This is a genomic window from Legionella gratiana (assembly GCF_001467695.1).
GTDB lineage: Bacteria > Pseudomonadota > Gammaproteobacteria > Legionellales > Legionellaceae > Legionella > Legionella gratiana.
Genome location: NZ_LNYE01000007.1, coordinates 1 through 16,691, shown reverse-complemented (window position 1 = coordinate 16,691; position 16,691 = coordinate 1). Strand labels below are relative to the sequence as shown.

Genomic DNA, 16,691 nt, shown 5'->3' with positions numbered 1-16,691 from the left:
ATTATCCTCTGTTCACCGGCGGTAATCGTTGTTGTAGCTCATCCACAAGAACACGTTTATTTTCTGAATAATCAATTGGAAAAACAATAAGATGGACTCCACCAGTAGTGAATGCATTTTCGAGAATGGACTGAAAACTATCAATGGATTCAACTCGAGTACCACGTGCTCCATAAGCTTCAGCGTATTTGATTAAGTCAGGGTTACTGAAAGTCATACCAAAGTCTGGAAAGTGATCAATAGCTTGTTTCCAACGTATCATTCCAAAAGCATTATCTTCTATAATGAGCACCACCAGATTTAATTTAAGTCGCACTGCAGTTTCTAATTCTTGGCTATTCATCATAAAACCACCATCACCACACACCGCCATTACGCGACGATTAGGATATAATAGGGAGGCCATAATTGCAGAAGGAAGACCTGCTCCCATTGTAGCAAGCGCGTTATCGAGTAAAAGTGTGTTGGCCATTTGAGTTCGATAGTTTCGTGCAAACCAGATTTTATACATGCCATTGTCCAGTGCGAGAATTCCATCATGAGGCATGACTTGCCGGACATCATGCACCAGTCGTTGGGGGGTAAATCGATCTTCGGTAGAGCGAGCAGCAATTTTACTCAAAATACCTTCCCGTAAAGGGAGAAGTGCATTTGCATGAGGGATTTTGCCTTCTATTTTATCTGCGAGCAATTTTAATGAAGGGCCCATGTCACCAATAACCTCTGCTTGTGGAAAATAAACTTGCTCCACAGTAGCCGATTGGTATCCTACATGGATTACTTTAAGGTGTGACTTTTCCATGATAAAAGGCGGTTTTTCTACAGTACTGTGGCCAATCGTGATAATGAGATCTGCTTTTTCTATTGCTTCATGAACATAATCGCGTGCTGATAGTGCTGTGGTGCCCATGTAAAATTCTGTTGCTCCAGAAACAGTCCCTTTACCCATTTGCGTAGTAAAATACGGAATCTTGGTGCGCAAAATAAATTCAGCAAGAGCATTGGTTGCTCTTGGTCTAGAGGCTACGGCACCAAGCATGACTAAAGGACGCTTAGCCAGAATAATCATTTCCGCAGCACGATTCAGCGCTTGATCGCTTGCAATCGGATACTCAATAGGATGGGGAGGAATAAGGTCGATCTTTTTACTTTTCTCAGCGGCAATATCTTCAGGGAGTTCTAAATGGACTGGCCCCGGGGTTTCTTCTTGCGCGAGGTGAAACGCTTCTCGCACTAGGGTAGGAATCATGGAAGGTGAAATAATTTGACGCGACATTTTGGTGAGTGGTTGCATTGTAGCTACAGTATTCACCATCTGAAATCGCGCCTGATGTGATGATAAAACTCCTTTTTGTCCTGTAATCATAATCATTGGCATTCCACCAAGCAGAGCATAGGCGGCGCCAGTTGTAAGATTAAGTGCGCCAGGGCCAAGTGTGGTGATACAAACGCCTGGTTTCCCCGTTAATCTCCCATAAGTTGCTGCCATAAATGCTGCTGCTTGTTCGTGTCGTGTTAACACCAGTTTGATGGAGGAGTTGCGAAGTGCTTCGACAACGTCAAGATTTTCCTCACCAGGAATCCCAAAAATATGTTCTACACCTTCATTTTCTAAGGCCGCAATTAGGAGCTCAGCACCTTTAATCATTTTTTCATCCCTCATAAATAATCCTTATTTGAATAGTATAACTAAAACTGTGTCTCTATGCTCTTGATAGGATTTAAATTTAGTGGTGGATTTTTTCAGACTCAGTTATTCTTTAACAAAAATAGAATAAGGAACTGTTTTATGAAATGCTCTATTTGTTCATTGATACTGGTTCTAACTGGCTGTGCAGCAGCACAAGCATCGCAAAAATCTGTTGTATGTCATATGAAAGGAATCGGCGATACTCTATCTTTTACCGTACCCAGCAAAATGGATGATTTTCCTAAAATTGATTTTGCCTATCCAGTGAATGTGACACGATTTAGTATGAGAGCGGGTAATTTACTCTTAGTTGCTATGGACCAAGACCAGAGTGATCGTCCGCGAATTTTTATTTCAGCGCAAGCCAACCAACATGACCAAACTTATATTGGGCAATTTATGACGGACTTTGGCGGCAATCAACTGCAATTGGATAATGGTTCCGTTTCCTGCACCGTAAAATAAATGTTACAGCAATTTCAATCTATACTAAAAATGATAAAACTTAAAAAATATGAGTTAATCAGGTTGATAGGAAGCTTATATGCCAGAATATTGTATCCAAGCTGCTATGTTTCAGTTACCTGTTTTGCTTTTTAATCGTTTTGTACATAATTATTGGATTTTAAGAGACGTTAAAAGTAATGCAGTAGTTGCACAATTACATGGACTTGCTACTTCGAGAAAGACCGGGAGGATAGTACCTATTGGATATAGTCGGGATCATAGTTTAAAAGCCCATTGCATTACTTATGATGTCAATTTTGCCACTCAACATGGACTGCAATTAGGGTCTTTTGCACTCCCTATACATGCTTGTTACACTGTATACAAAAATGAAGATTGCATACAACACTGGCTAAGGATAAAAGCAGCGGTAGAAGTGATAAATAATTTGGATCTTGATTATCCTCGTGGTGGATTTAAAGTTCCTTTGTCCTCTACAGTCAACAGTAATTCAATTTACCATACTTTTTCTCAAGTTATGGGTATCCCAATGCATTCATTCGAGGAATTTTTCCAGATTGGGATACAAGTGTCTATTTATGAACGGATTAAAGATTATTTGTAAAATAAACGATCGTACTTTAATCCAATTATAGATATCTATTTTTCGGATAATATATCAATTTTACTGACAAAACATTTGGTCTCACCACTCCAAGGGAGGGTATAAGCGTCACAATGATAACTAATAATGACGTGTTTATTATTTTCCATGGCAAAATCGGCTTGTTTTACCAGATCGGAGTTGAATTGACCAAGTGTAAAGTGAAAAGCACGACCACTTGCGCCGGTGGCATTTTCTAAACCACCCAAGATCATTTCTCCTTCATAGGTTCCCCAAAATTTACCTTCTTTCGCTACTTTAACAATAATTCCAGATTTTTGTCCTTTTTGCACCGTCCAGCATCCTGTTAATAAGCTTAAGGGGATGAGTAGAATTAAAGAGAAGAATATTTTTTTCATTTAAAATTCCTAGAATTAATGTGAGTTTGATATAAAAAATGAAAGTGATTTTTATATCGAACTGATTTTATTTAAAATCGATTTAAGTGAAATGAGCTCATATTAGTTGTGACCCTATTATTGTAGAGTAGATTATTGTTGAAATAATAATGTGAAGTTCAATTAAGTTAAAGAGTTCTTTTCTGTATTCTAAATACGAGCAGCAATTTTATAGTGCATTTTAAGTTGTAACCGTATTTTTTATTTATCCAGTTTTATACTGTCTCTTGATTCGGGTATTGTTTAAAAAAATGGATTATTTCTGATAAGACATAAGGTGCTGCTTCTTTATGATCGAAATGGTCACTGACCGATTTAATAAAGACTTCGCTATTATTTTGTACAAATTGGTTATAAGCTATTTCGGCTCCATAATAAGGCACATCTTTATCTCCTTTTGTGCCAATAAGTAATAAAGGTGCTGTTGGAATAAAATCATAATGATTGAAATAGTGCTTAAGCTTTTCAGAATTGCTTTCGGTATGATTTAAGATGGCATAAAAAAATTCTGATTGAAAAATTAATGCTGGATTTTGAGGTAGGGCATTAAGTATTTCATTATTGGAATGGAGTCCATCAAATAATTCAGGAATGATGGCATTATAAGGACTAACAAATATTTGATTTAAATCAGTCCAATAATTTTTGTAAGTTTGTAGCGAATAGAAAAAATAAGCTAAATATGCTGTTGCTCTTGGTCCGGGATTGAGCATAATAAATTTCATGGTTTCTTCCCAGTCGTAAGGAGCGGAACCTAATGCAACAGCAGTAATTGGATGTTTTGAGTATTGTGTGGTGAGTAGTTCAAACATGACTAAAGAAGAAAATCCTCCTTCTGAATATCCGGTAATATAAAGCTGATCATTGAGTTGAAAGTTTATTTTTTTTGCAAACTCTTTCGCCGCCCAAAGCATATCCACACTACTACTTGCTAGTGTTTCATAGTGCACATAAGGGTGTAATTCTAATTCATTATCTCCTAAGCCAAGATAATCAGGCATGACGGTCAGATAACCCCCATGACTGGCAAACAAAGCGGGATAGATATAATCTCCTTCGTTCATTCTAGAGGGAACCTCTTCGCGATTAAAACGAGTTCCATGTTGATAGCTGACAATTCCGGCCTTATCTGTCGTTGAAGGTACAGCAACTAAGCCAGAGGCAATGGTTATGTGACCATCTGGTGCCGGAGTTTTATAGTTGATTTTATAAAGCGACACCTCATAATTTGCTGTAAGTGCATCAAGTGGCGGAGTTTTGTTTAATGCCTTCTGTGCTACTTCTTTGGAGAATGTTCCCATAGGAACATAACTAACTAGGATTTGCTTCTCATTTTCTAGGGATTGGCCATAAGAAAAAGAATTTAAAATGAAGCATAAAAGAAAAAAAGTTATTTTTCTTAAAGTGAACATAGCGATGGCGACTGTTATAAAAGATCAGGACATTAAGCTTATTTAATTTTTAATTAAATATCAATAAATTAATTCATAGGGTTAGGGCTTTGGAAAAACAAATCCATCTACGAGGAGAGTAACCACATCCATGTGGCAGAGCATCATCCATGATGCTATTAATTCCTTTTAAGACATCCACTGTCATTCCTCGTTAAAGTAATCGTAACAAATTGAGCTAAATTGTCATCACTCTATTTCTCAAATTTATGTAAGAAATTTCTTATAGTGGGTAGGTCTATTAATAGGATAGTGAACTAACAGCCTTGATTTGTATTTTCCAAGAAGGCAGCTACAATAACCATTAACTGCCTTCAACAATTAAAATAACCTAATCGATATGAAGAAATACAATTTCTATACTCAGGTTATTCTATTATTAATTTCCTTGGTTTTTTATGAAGGTGACGTTTTTGCTCAAAGACTGCCTATTTTAAGTGATATTATGCGCATTAAAACAGTTCGTGAGCCAGACCTATCGAAAAACGGAGAATGGGTAGTTTATAGTGTAGAAGAGGGCAGGAATAAGAGTGAGGGGATTAACAACATTTGGTTAGTGTCCTATGACGGCATTGTATCGAAACAGCTCACACACAGTAAGAAAAGCAGCAATTACGCTCCTAAATGGAGTCCTGATGGTCAATGGATTGCCTTTTTATCAGAAAGTGGTGATTCAAAAATCCCAATCCTGAAATTATTTTCCAAACAAAGTGGAAAAGTTATTCGGTTAACCAATACCCAATATGAAATCAGTGACTTTATTTGGGCTCCTGATTCTAAAAATATTGTGTTTATTGCAAATAAAACAAAAGATGAAAATCAATCCGAAAATGAGCCTATGGTTATTACCCGATATGTATTTAAAAAAGATGAGGAAGGTTATTTGGGCTCAGATAGAAGCCACCTTTATCGCATATCGATTCAAACGAAAAAAGCAGAACGGTTAACCTCGGGGCCTTATGATGAATGGGCCCCAGCCTGGGCTCCTAACGGCAAGTATATTGCGTTTGTTACTAAAAGAGGAAAAGAGCTCGATAAAAATTTCAATTCAGATATCTATCTAATAAATCCAACCCCTGGAAGTAAAGCCATGCAACTCACTCATTTTCCTGGTACAGATCTGGACTTGGAGTGGGAGTCTAGCCCTTCCTGGAGTTTAGATAATTCGCAAATTGCATACATTCGCAGTAGTAGTTCTCAAGCAATGTATTATGACTATGCGCCGACTCAATTAGCCGTCGTTGATGTTACTAATGGTCAAGAGCGAGTTGTGGGACCCTTAGATCGTTGGCTTTCAGGCCCACAATGGTCCGAGGACGGTAAAACAATTTATGCATTAGTTGAAACAAGTAGGAATATTCATCTTAGCGCAATTGATGTAAATACAGGTACGGTAAGAATGTTAACCCAAGGTGCTCGAGTGGATGAGTATTTTTCAGTAGCCCATCAACGGATAGTTCTAGTTTCATCTGATGATCAACATCCAAGTGAATTATTTGCACTTGAAAAAAATGGCTTAAGGCCCTTAACACACCATAACCAAAAGCTTTTAAAGGAAGTACGTTTTTCACCTGTTGAGGACATTGAATTTGATAGTTTTGACGGTACTCGCATAGAAGGTTTATTGATAAAGCCTGCAAATTATAAGCCTGGAAATCGCTATCTTGGCATTTTAAATTTACATGGTGGACCCGTTGATCAATTCAGTCATGAATTTAATTTTGAATGGCAATGGTTGGCGGCTCAGGGATATGTAATTATAGCTCCAAATCCACGAGGAAGCTCTGGAAGAGGATTCAATTTTGCTAAAGCCATTTATGCAGATTGGGGAAATTTGGATGTCAAAGACGTTTTGGCTGCAGTGGATTATGGAATCAACCAAGGCATCATTGATCCTAATAAATTAGTAGTAGCGGGCTGGAGTTATGGTGGCATGCTTACTGATTATGTTATTGCGAGTACAACTCGTTTTAAGGCAGCGATTAGTGGTGCTGGTACTGGTAATATTTGGGGAAACTATGGTGTGGATCAATATACCCTTCAATACGAATTAGAGTTAGGAAAGCCTTGGTCAAATCCTCAAACTTATATGAAACTCAGTTATCCCTTTATGAAGGCAGATCGGATAAAAACCCCCACTTTATTCATGTGTGCTAGGATGGATTTTAATGTGCCTTGTATAGGATCTGAGCAGTTATATCAGGCTTTAAAATCACAAAATATACCTACCGAATTAGTTATCTATCCTCAACAATGTCATTCACTAGATAGGTATGATTTCGAAATGGATCGTTTGCAGCGAATTAAAGATTGGATCAACGATTATATTAAATAACGAGAGTTCTAAAAAAAACAGTTCGACATAAAGGGCATTTCTATCCTTTTATGTCGAACTCACCTTAATTAGTAATGGTAATTTACTGTTTCTCCTTCAATTGAGGGATATAATGGTTCATCTTGAAGAGGAGCAGAAGGTAAATAAACTACATTTCCTGTATTTGTGTTACCAAAGAAGTTACTGTTTCCATTGTAAGCGGTTGAGACCCCCTGTGCTTTATTTAACACAAGATTCATTACATGTTGCTGCTCTTTCAATTTTTGATCCAACTCTACTATTTCTTTTTCTGATTGTTCTATTTTAGTGTTTAATTCAGACATTGTGGTTACACATAATTCATTGGCTTTTTTCCAATCCCTCATGAGCATGACCTCATTTTTCTCAATGACTTGGCTGTTGTGCTCCATTTGAATTTTACTTACGTATTTTTGATACTGAAATCCTAGAGCAACTACTAACGCAACCAGCGAAAGCATCGCTAGAGCTCCTGGAATAGTAAAAAATACAGGACTAATAATGAGCGTACCCATGATGCCTGTACTTAATAGACTGCTGGTAATGCCAAAAAGAGAGACATAGAGTGCACTTTTTTTGTAACTTGCTGCGGAATCACTTTTTAACTGTAAACGTACATTTTCTTCAGTAAGTTCTTTGTTCTGTTTTACCAGATGAGGTTTAGAGGTCAGATGATTTTGTAATTTTCGGGTACACTCTAGCAAACTTTTTTGCAGTGAGCGCAGATTATTTTGCTCCCCATTGAGTGAGTTCATCAATACTTTTTCTTTTTCCGCCATTTCTACGAGATTTTTCATCATAGCAACAATCATCTTTAAAGCGGTTTTTTCATTGAACATTATTTGCGGGCTGTTTTCAGTGTGTTGGAGTGCTAATTCCAGTTGAGTTAAATAAGTCTTATAACTCATTTCTGTTGCTTCACTCATTAATTGAGTACGTTGATTTTCTAATTCTCGGGATTGGATTTCGATTTGTTGTTTCAGTGCTTCAAGGTTTTTAGACGATAATTGCTGAAGATGGTGATCATAGGTATTTCGTGCCCTGTTTCTAGCAAAGCGCTCTTCATTTCTGATTTGACGCTGATGTTCGTTTTCAGGGAAGACAATCTCCATTTGATGTTTTATTTCTTGATAACGTCTTTCTGCTTCCTTTTTCTCTTGAAGATACAGAGTTAAATTTTGTTCTTCTTTGGTTCGTTCGGTTTCTTTAGAATTAAGGAGATATGTAAGTCTTTGGCGCTCTTCCACAAGTCTATTTTCTTCCTGTAACAGTCTATTCCATGTGTGTTGATCTTGTTGATAAAGTTCAGGATAAATACGAGGAGAGTGTGTCATCGTTGTAGTGTGGGTATGGATGTTACTTTCGGGGAATCGTATTTGACGTTCATTACGGATTCTATCTAAGTTGCTGTTAATCTGAGAAATGCTTATTTTAATCTCATTATAGTGTCTGTTTATTTGGTTATAGCTTTGTTCTTGTTGTGCACATTTTGTTTCAAGTTGCTGAAGTCTACTTTCTAAATCATATAATTCCCTCTCGTAATCGTTTCTCAGAGAGCTCTCATTTTCTCGCTCTTGTTCATCGCTTAGGGCTTCTTGAGAATCATAATTTTTTTGGGACTCACAGGCTAGCTGAGTTAAGTAATTGATCATTGCTTGTTTGTCAGAATTACAGTGCTCGAAAAGTAAGGTACTAATTGGATTAAGTACTCTTAATAAGGGTTTTCTTTCTAGAAGGTATTGTCGAAGAAGGTGGTAATTTGATTCGCTAATGACTTTTTTGGTTTGAGATTGAACTATATCATTGATAATGATTTCTGATAATGCCATGACTCGTGACTCCTCAATAATTATATTATTAACGAATGGAATACTAATTTTATGAATCGATTATCCGGGTGATTTGTGATCGCCCTATGAATACGGAGTACATGTTCTATAAGTGATGAATTCTCCTATATGGTTACTTTGAGTTTGAAATCGCGGGCATTATGACAGACAAATGTTAAGGAATTGTTAAGTAATTGTTAAGGAATTGTTAAGCGTTTGTTAATCTACCGTTAAGAAACTGGTTCTAGCTATATAAGATAACTACTATGATGCATCGTATCTTAGCCCAAGAAATGGCTCATTTTGCGATTAGGTCATTTTTCTAGGATAATCGAAAGCCCAAGGAATAATAGGAGTTGGAACATGAAAAAAAACATTTTGGTTCGATTTTTGAGTGGTCTTTGTCTTTTTGTATTTCAATTGTTACCCCAGATTACTTTTGCGGAGCAATCATCGCATTACATTCCTTTATTAAAAGAAATGTTTGCTAAGGTGACTGTAGAAAAAAATGCCAAGGTAATTCCTTTCTATTACGACAAAGACTTCGAATTATATTCCAATGGAAATACGATGAAGTATCAGGAGTTTTTGCAGTTACATCAAGCAATCTATAAAACACCCATTCAATACAAAATTCGATATGATGAGGAAACGTTCGTAGAACAAGGGAATAAAGTTGCTGGACGATTGTTTATTTCAACTAAAAAACCTAATGAATCAGAACGAGAAATCGAAGTAATTTTAGTTGCTGAATATAAAAAGAATAAACTCTATCGTGTTTGGGAACTTACTTATCCAGATTGGTCAAAAATGAAACGTTTTGAAAAGAACGCTTCATGAAACTCTGAGGCCATCCCTTCGCCTTAATGTGGCGTAAAGCATCGTGTTTATGCCGCATGCTCGATAAATCGATGAAATTTCAATTCGGTCTCTGTATCCGTTGAACGCCTATTCACATCCCGGTTCGTATCAATCATTCATAAAAATAGCGCTCCTTTTATTGCAAATGAGAATCATTATCGATTATATTAAATGATAATGATTCTCATTTGTATTGTTCTGAATGATGCAATGAGTCAGTCATCATGATGAATAATACATAAACTGAAAACAAACGGAAGGATGGTGTATCTATGATTTTAGCTAATCCCAACTTTAATGAGTTAAACTACCAATTACATTCATTATTATTGGAGATAGGTTTTTCTTTGTCGTCCAAGCAAATGGGACGTTTCCTTCTCATCGCTTATCAACAGTGTTTTAATCGGTTACAACGAGTGGCTCTTTTAGAAGGGTTAATTGATAAAAAAATAACAACTCAATCTATAACTACTTATCTTGATTTTCTACAGATTCATTCTAAAAATCCAAAAAATTATGCGAAATATTGGCATTCATTACATGAAGAATTAAATGAAAGTATTGCGAATCAAGCTCTAGCTCTTGCTTACCAATATCAATGGGACACAATGATCAAGCAGCATGCGAAAAGACATTCAAATTTATGGTCTTGGTTAATCGAGCAATTCAATCAACAGCAGATACTTCATTTTTTAGAGCAATGGGGTTGCCTAGGACATCCCTCTCATCCTAATTTTCGTGCCAAAATAGGTTTTAATCGGAAGGAGGTTATGCAATACTCTCCCGAATTTAATTCTGAAGTGAATATTTGTTGGGCAGCAGTTCACCGTTCACGTGCATTTACTTCTGCGACAAAGACTGCTTTTCATTGGATATTTAGTAGTCATTTTCCCAAAGAGTATGGCTTATGGAGTGATGCACTTCGATTAAAACAATTAAATCCAGAAGATTATTATCCATTTCCGATACATCCTTGGCAATGGACTAATAAATTAAAAATGCTTGCTAAACCGTTGCTTGATACACATCAGTTTGTGGTTAATTCTGTATATCAGCCCACAAAACCCTCTATGTCATTTCGTACCATGATGCCGCTAACAAAACATGGCCCTCATCTTAAATTAGCAGTTGGTGTGCATACTACTTCATCTTTATGTACTGTTTCTCCTGCTTCAGTAAGTAATTCCTCCATACTATCACAATGGATCAATGAATTACTTGCACAAAATCAATACTATAAAGGACAATTATTTTTAGCACGTGATTTAGCGGGTATTAATACCTCCCATCCTTCAATTCAGGACGATGACAAGAAGCATTTGGCGCTTATTGTCCGTGAAAATCCTTTGCAATGGATAAGATTAAATCAAAAGCTTATTCCTCTGGCGGCACTCTTTAAACGTTCACCATTAAGCAAAAAATCGTTATTGAGTGAACTTATAGCACTTAGTCATGGCAATCCCGTAGATTATTTTATGGATTATTGTCGCTGTGTTTTGGCAAGTCAACTGCATTTATCATTATGTTATGGAATTGTCTTAGAAGCTCATCAGCAAAATACCTTGGTGATTTTTCAAGCCAATCGTCCTTCAGGGCTGGTGATCCGTGATTTAAGGGGTACAAAAATTTGCAGCCATTCACTTTATGATAAGGTTAGTAAACCAACTCTTCATCCTGATTCAACAATCATTCGTCCTGAGCTTACCGAGCTGACCAATAAATTCATTGATAGTAATTTGCTCAGTAATTTAGCTTATGGGATTCATTGTTTAGTGATAGATTATCGTCTTTCAAAGCCCTTCCTTTGGCAGAAAGTAAGACAAATTTTAGATCAACTTTTAGAAGAGCTTAGGAGCGAATCTGACCCGCGAATTCATCATTGGCATCGACAGCAATTATTGACACAGCCTTGGCAACAAAAATGTTTACTGACTACACGGCTCCATGAACATAAAAACCAAGACTTATTTTCTATAATTAGAAATCCTTTGAGTAGAGGTTAACGACATAAAAGGCATAGAAATGAGAAATGCCTTTTTATGTCGAACTCACGTTAATAAGAGGTGCTTTATTCATGAGGTTTATATGAAAGGGTAATTCCATCATTTCTTCTTATGTGCCAGACCAGCGTTTAAGGCTATCGATTTCAATATCAAATAAATCGAGAACACGCCCTATGCTATGAGTGACAATATCATCGATTGTTTGTGGATGATTGTAAAATGCCGGTACAGGTGGTGCAATGATGGCACCAATTTCTGTTGCCCGTTTCATATTTTCAATATGACCAAGGTGAAGTGGTGTTTCGCGAACCATCAATACGAGTCGTCTTCGATCTTTTAAAATAACATCTGCAGCACGAGTTAATAAGTTGGATGTCGTGCCACAAGCAATCTCTGCCAGTGTTCGCATGGAACAAGGTGCGATAATCATTCCTGCAGTGAGGTACGATCCACTGGAAATACACGCAGAGATATCATGAATTGGATAATGTTTGTCAGCAAGTTGAGCAAGATCGGCTGCAGAAAGATTCGATTCACAAGCACGAGTTTGTTGCGCGGCTTTTGAAACAATGAGATGAGTTTCATAGTCTGTGTTGGCCAACAACTCAAGCAATCGTATCCCATAAATGATTCCAGAAGCACCAGTGATGCCAATGATAATGCGTTTTCTGTTCATGCCTAACTCGATATAAAATGCAAAGGTGGATCGTATTATGTACTATATACAAGAAAGTCTTAAATTCTCAGATAGAGTAGCAATATTTTTCTTTTTTTCGTTAGAGAATAAACCTATTCCAGTTGCCAATAACCCAAAACCTCCAGCGGTTATAGCTCCAGATGTTAATAGACCTACTCCGGTTAATGCAAAAGAAACTCCTACTACCATAACTGCTAAGCCCAAAACCATCATTGCAAAACCCAAAGATTGCAAAACAGAATTATTATTTTTGGAAAGCAGATTGGCATTTTTTTGGTATTCAAGAGTAAGCGCGTGACGCTTGGGGCTTGGGGGCATCGTTAATAATTGAGTGGTTTGGGTGATATGTTTGATCAACAGTTCGGATTGTTCCCCTTTTGCATAAAGCTCAAGAATTTTTTCTTTAACGGTAATGGCTTTGGCACGAAGCTCAGGATCAGTCATTCTGATAATGGTTTCATTAAGTTGACCTAATTCGGAATTAAAAGAATCATTTGCCTCTGCAAGTACTTTATAAAGTTTTTGATTGTATTCGGCAATGTAGCAGTGGATCCCCAGTTTTTCTAATTCCGGATAATAATATTTGATAGCACTGATAAATTGAGCTGCGCTTTGCTTTTCTGGATTATTAAAAGCACCACAACCTGGCATAACAAAAACGGCAGCTACAGCTTGGTTGATTCCATGCTCCTTAAAGTACGTTGCTCTATTAATTGCTGCTTGGCATTGAGCAGCGATACCTGTAGTCAATAAGAGCCCCAGGGTGCCTTCTGCTTCAGGATGTTGTAAGATTTTATTGGATGTTGAGCGAGTATCTAAAGGAGATGTTTCCACTTTCCGTAAATCAGGAGCTGCATAGCTTACAATGGTCATTGGCGTTTTTTCATTTTTTTGCAGCTGTTCTACTGTTTTTTCTACAGTGGTTATTTCGCTGGTATCGGCAAACCAATGTGACGAAATAGAGCCCCCACCAACGGGTACTTCATAGACATTATTTTGCATATCAAAGTAGATGGGTAATCCATTTTGCGGATTGGGATATGATTTAAATAAATCATTGAAGAACGCTTCTGACTCAAGATAGGTTTCTTTTTTTTCAACCAATTTGGCACAAATAGTGAGTACCATTTTTAAATACCGCTTTTGGTATTCCACAACATCAATGGGATAGGGCTGCTCAGAAAAAGCATATTGATTGCTTTCGATATTACGCTGATGGACATCGCAAAAGTGCAATGCCATTTTTAAAGCAGAATCGGTATATCGAGAAAATAATTCCTCTACAGAACCACTCGAATATTTTGCAGCTCCATCTCGATGCGAATTTGGAGCATTATCAGTGATCACAATGACCCCTTGATCATTCAATTGTTTGATTAACTGAATGACATCTCCATGAACTAATTGTATTCCAGATTGCAAAGGCAAATTGGATGTGTTTCGTTGAATGCTTGGTTGAAGTGGGGTTGTTTCGACGGTTTTAAGGTCATATTCCAGAAGCTTCAAAAATTTGTTCACATTGTTGGGAGCATCTAGGGCGGAGATCAAGTGATTGATTGTTTCAAGTAGAGCTGACTCAGATGCAACGGAAACAGGAAGTTGAGTTATTTCTTGAATTTTTTCTGAATTGTTTTTTATTAATTGCCCCAAAAAGTAGGTTTGACTACACCAATACTGTTTTCTTGCTAAATTTTGATGGGGTTTATAGTGAAGATTTGTAATGAAGTCAGCGACTGCATGATAACGACTTTTTTGAGCAGCATACATCTCATCTCGTGTTTTGGAAGGGCCTAAGAGGAGTGATTGTGCTGTATTAAGGCCTGCTTTAATGGCTCCAGAAAAAAATTGAAACATAGAAAGGATCCCTGCTCTCTGTAAAAAGGGTTCAATATATCAAAAAATAAACTAAAAGGTCAAATTTTAATGTTTGTTGGGAGAATCTATTTGTGTACTTTATCACCCTGGTTCTAGGGGTCAACAACCCAATATTTTTATGCTTTATTAGATGCTCCATGGTATCGACCCCTTATTAATTAGGGGAAAAAATCTGTTGCGCCTCCATTTTAATTGCATCTTTTCTTTGTTTATTTTTCTTTGGTGCAATGACTTGGAGTCAGAAGAACTTCTTGAAGAAAGCATTACCCACTGCCATAATAAATTTTCAATCTTTCTAAAAAGGATTTCTCATGACTACTGTTGGTACTTATCTTGCTCAACGTCTTCAAGAATTAGGCGTAGATGATTATTTTGCTATTCCTGGTGATTATAATTTAGGTTTATTGGATGAACTATTAAAGAACAGTTCACTGAAAATGATCAATTGCTGTAATGAGCTCAATGCAGGTTATGCAGCAGATGGTTATGCGCGTATAAAAGGCGTCTCTGCTTTAGTGGTTACCTTTAGTGTCGGAGGGTTAAGCGCCGTAAATGCTGTGGCAGGGGCTTACGCGGAGAATTTGCCAATCATTGTTATTTCAGGTGGACCTAATACTAACTCCGTTCAGGACGCTGAGATTTTACATCATACGCTTGCGACTGAAAATTACAGCTATGTCCGAGAGATATTTGCAAAAATAACCGCGCATACAGTATTTATCCATAGACCCAGTGACGCGCCTATGCAAATAGATACTGCTATAGCAATCGCACTTGAAAAGAAAAAACCAGTATATATTGAAATTGCTTGTAATATTGCAGGGCTTAGTGTTTCTCCGCCAACCCAACGTGCTCTTAATGTCAAACGGTTGAGTGATACATCATCTCTTGCTGCTGCGATTGAGGATGCCTCAGAAAAACTTAACGCTGCGGTTAAGCCAGTATTGATTGCAGGAAGTAAATCACGTCCTTGCGAAGCTACGGCAATGATTGAGGCATTAAGCCAATCCTGCGGCTATGCCCTAGCTGCAATGCCTGATGCTAAGGGGTTTGTCTCGGAGCAACATCCTAATTACATTGGTATTTATTGGGGACCTGTTAGTTCCCCAGGCTGTGGTGAAATTGTAGAGTCGAGTGATTTGTATTTCTTTGTAGGACCTAATTTTAATGATTACACAACAGTAGGGCATGTATGTAATATACAGCCTAAGAAATTGATTGTCATTGCCGATGGCAGTGTTTCTGTCGCCGGAAAAGTATATACCGATGTGTACATGAATGAGTTTTTACGAGGTTTGCAAGATAAGTTGAAATTTAATGATGCTTCGCTCAAAGCATACAAACGAATCGAGGGCTCAGCGCCTTTATATCATGAACCGAGTGATCTAAATTCACCACTAACAACCCGATTTTTGTTTGGCCAAATTCAAAAACTTTTAAGCAGTGATTATGGTATCCTCGCAGAAACGGGTGACTCATGGTTTAATGGCATGCGTCTTAATTTACCTGAAAATTGTCCGTTTGAAATTCAAATGCAATACGGCTCCATTGGTTGGTCTGTGGGAGCACTTCTAGGAATGCAAGCGGCTCTTCATCTTAAAAAGCGCGTTATTGCGTTGATTGGAGACGGTTCATTTCAAATGAGTGCTCAAGAACTTTCTACGATAATTCGTTATGGTTTTAAACCAATCATCTTTTTAATGAATAATGCTTCTTATACTATTGAAGTACAAATTCATGATGGTCCTTATAATGTGATTAATAATTGGAATTATGCGGATTTGGTGAAGGTTTTTAATGGTGATCAAGAAAATGCTCGAACATTTAAAGCCTCTACTCATCAAGCCCTTCTTGATGCACTCGACGAAGCAAAGCAATCAAATACCTTATGTTTCATTGAAGTTATTTTGGATAAAGATGATTGTAATAAAAACCTCTTGGAATGGGGGGCTCGGGTTGCCTCATACAATGGCCGACCACCCAAGCAGATTGATGTTATTGTTTAAAGTAATGTCTCATTATTTGCGTAATGAGCTCGAGTCAAATTGTTTTTTTGAACAATTTATCGGGTTTATAAGATGCATATTGTTTCTATGGAGGGATATTCCCGCGCAAAAAAGCAACAAATCTTGCTAGAAACCTTATCTTGTAATAGATTTGCTGTTGTTGCAAAAGATGATGCTCTCTCAAACGTCCTGTCTCTTGATCCTATCTCATCAAGAGACAGCTGCTTGCGCAGCGGGGGAGGGACTTCTCAATACCGTCACCTTCCGCAAAAGCGGAAGGTCTAAAAGTAACAAAGCTTTGCTCTAAACTTCACCTTGCAGTCATACGCGTATGAGACCCCCTGCTTACGCAGAGGGTGACGATGCTCTCAATACCGTCTCCTTCTGCAAAAAAAATAATTGGATCCTGTTTTATTT

12 protein-coding genes are annotated in these 16,691 nt (G+C 37.4%); 6 read left to right on the top strand and 6 right to left on the bottom strand.

From position 1 onward, the window contains the following. Position 1: 1 nt before the first annotated feature. A complete protein-coding gene (locus Lgra_RS03725; RefSeq protein ID WP_238584342.1) occupies positions 2-1,663 on the bottom strand; it encodes an acetolactate synthase large subunit in 1,662 nt (553 codons plus the stop codon). Between the two features lie 126 nt (positions 1,664-1,789). Between Lgra_RS03725 and Lgra_RS03720 the strand changes: the two genes are divergently transcribed. Together Lgra_RS03720 and Lgra_RS03715 are read left to right on the top strand one after the other, a co-directional pair. Beyond that, positions 1,790-2,155 (top strand): hypothetical protein, encoded by a 366-nt coding sequence (locus Lgra_RS03720; protein WP_058497948.1) that lies wholly within the window; start codon positions 1,790-1,792, stop codon positions 2,153-2,155. A gap of 79 nt (positions 2,156-2,234) precedes the next feature. Further along, positions 2,235-2,762: a hypothetical protein gene (locus Lgra_RS03715; RefSeq protein WP_058497947.1), complete on the top strand. Its 528-nt coding sequence runs from the start codon at positions 2,235-2,237 to the stop codon at positions 2,760-2,762. A gap of 35 nt (positions 2,763-2,797) precedes the next feature. Here Lgra_RS03715 and Lgra_RS03710 read toward each other — a convergent pair whose 3' ends face one another. Both Lgra_RS03710 and Lgra_RS03705 read right to left on the bottom strand, forming a co-directional pair. After that, entirely contained in the window at positions 2,798-3,160 is a 363-nt protein-coding gene (locus tag Lgra_RS03710; protein WP_058497946.1) for a hypothetical protein, read from the bottom strand. 254 nt (positions 3,161-3,414) lie between these two features. Further along, on the bottom strand, positions 3,415-4,611 hold the full coding sequence (locus Lgra_RS03705) for an alpha/beta hydrolase family protein (protein ID WP_058497945.1): 1,197 nt from the start codon (positions 4,609-4,611) through the stop codon (positions 3,415-3,417). Between the two features lie 379 nt (positions 4,612-4,990). Here Lgra_RS03705 and Lgra_RS03700 point away from each other — a divergent pair, with 379 nt between their 5' ends. Beyond that, on the top strand, positions 4,991-6,985 hold the full coding sequence (locus tag Lgra_RS03700; protein WP_058497944.1) for a S9 family peptidase: 1,995 nt from the start codon (positions 4,991-4,993) through the stop codon (positions 6,983-6,985). A 68-nt stretch (positions 6,986-7,053) separates the two neighbouring features. Here Lgra_RS03700 and Lgra_RS03695 read toward each other — a convergent pair whose 3' ends face one another. Continuing rightward, positions 7,054-8,832 (bottom strand): hypothetical protein, encoded by a 1,779-nt coding sequence (locus Lgra_RS03695; protein ID WP_058497943.1) that lies wholly within the window; start codon positions 8,830-8,832, stop codon positions 7,054-7,056. A gap of 363 nt (positions 8,833-9,195) precedes the next feature. Between Lgra_RS03695 and Lgra_RS03690 the strand changes: the two genes are divergently transcribed. Continuing rightward, entirely contained in the window at positions 9,196-9,672 is a 477-nt protein-coding gene (locus Lgra_RS03690; protein WP_058497942.1) for a hypothetical protein, read from the top strand. Between the two features lie 293 nt (positions 9,673-9,965). Further along, on the top strand, positions 9,966-11,696 hold the full coding sequence (locus tag Lgra_RS03685; protein WP_058497941.1) for an IucA/IucC family protein: 1,731 nt from the start codon (positions 9,966-9,968) through the stop codon (positions 11,694-11,696). A 109-nt stretch (positions 11,697-11,805) separates the two neighbouring features. Here the strand turns inward: Lgra_RS03685 and Lgra_RS03680 are convergent, their stop codons facing one another. Both Lgra_RS03680 and Lgra_RS03675 read right to left on the bottom strand, forming a co-directional pair. Next, positions 11,806-12,372, bottom strand: a complete 567-nt coding sequence (locus Lgra_RS03680) for a UbiX family flavin prenyltransferase (protein WP_058497940.1) — start codon at positions 12,370-12,372, stop codon at positions 11,806-11,808. 42 nt (positions 12,373-12,414) lie between these two features. After that, complete coding sequence (locus Lgra_RS03675; RefSeq protein ID WP_058497939.1) at positions 12,415-14,247, bottom strand: MntP/YtaF family protein; 1,833 nt, start codon at positions 14,245-14,247, stop codon at positions 12,415-12,417. Positions 14,248-14,579: 332 nt separating this feature from the next. On the opposite strand from Lgra_RS03675, the gene Lgra_RS03670 reads away from it, so the two are divergent. Continuing rightward, positions 14,580-16,274 (top strand): thiamine pyrophosphate-binding protein, encoded by a 1,695-nt coding sequence (locus Lgra_RS03670; protein ID WP_058497938.1) that lies wholly within the window; start codon positions 14,580-14,582, stop codon positions 16,272-16,274. Positions 16,275-16,691 lie beyond the last annotated feature (417 nt).

Excerpts from the sequence above, each read along its gene's own strand:
- Lgra_RS03725 (WP_238584342.1), bottom strand. The coding sequence starts at position 1,663 with ATGAGGGATGAAAAAATGATTAAAGGTGCTGAGCTCCTAATTGCGGCC.
- Lgra_RS03720 (WP_058497948.1), top strand. The coding sequence starts at position 1,790 with ATGAAATGCTCTATTTGTTCATTGATACTGGTTCTAACTGGCTGTGCA.
- Lgra_RS03715 (WP_058497947.1), top strand. The coding sequence starts at position 2,235 with ATGCCAGAATATTGTATCCAAGCTGCTATGTTTCAGTTACCTGTTTTG.
- Lgra_RS03710 (WP_058497946.1), bottom strand. The coding sequence starts at position 3,160 with ATGAAAAAAATATTCTTCTCTTTAATTCTACTCATCCCCTTAAGCTTA.
- Lgra_RS03705 (WP_058497945.1), bottom strand. The coding sequence starts at position 4,611 with ATGTTCACTTTAAGAAAAATAACTTTTTTTCTTTTATGCTTCATTTTA.
- Lgra_RS03700 (WP_058497944.1), top strand. The coding sequence starts at position 4,991 with ATGAAGAAATACAATTTCTATACTCAGGTTATTCTATTATTAATTTCC.
- Lgra_RS03695 (WP_058497943.1), bottom strand. The coding sequence starts at position 8,832 with ATGGCATTATCAGAAATCATTATCAATGATATAGTTCAATCTCAAACC.
- Lgra_RS03690 (WP_058497942.1), top strand. The coding sequence starts at position 9,196 with ATGAAAAAAAACATTTTGGTTCGATTTTTGAGTGGTCTTTGTCTTTTT.
- Lgra_RS03685 (WP_058497941.1), top strand. The coding sequence starts at position 9,966 with ATGATTTTAGCTAATCCCAACTTTAATGAGTTAAACTACCAATTACAT.
- Lgra_RS03680 (WP_058497940.1), bottom strand. The coding sequence starts at position 12,372 with ATGAACAGAAAACGCATTATCATTGGCATCACTGGTGCTTCTGGAATC.
- Lgra_RS03675 (WP_058497939.1), bottom strand. The coding sequence starts at position 14,247 with ATGTTTCAATTTTTTTCTGGAGCCATTAAAGCAGGCCTTAATACAGCA.
- Lgra_RS03670 (WP_058497938.1), top strand. The coding sequence starts at position 14,580 with ATGACTACTGTTGGTACTTATCTTGCTCAACGTCTTCAAGAATTAGGC.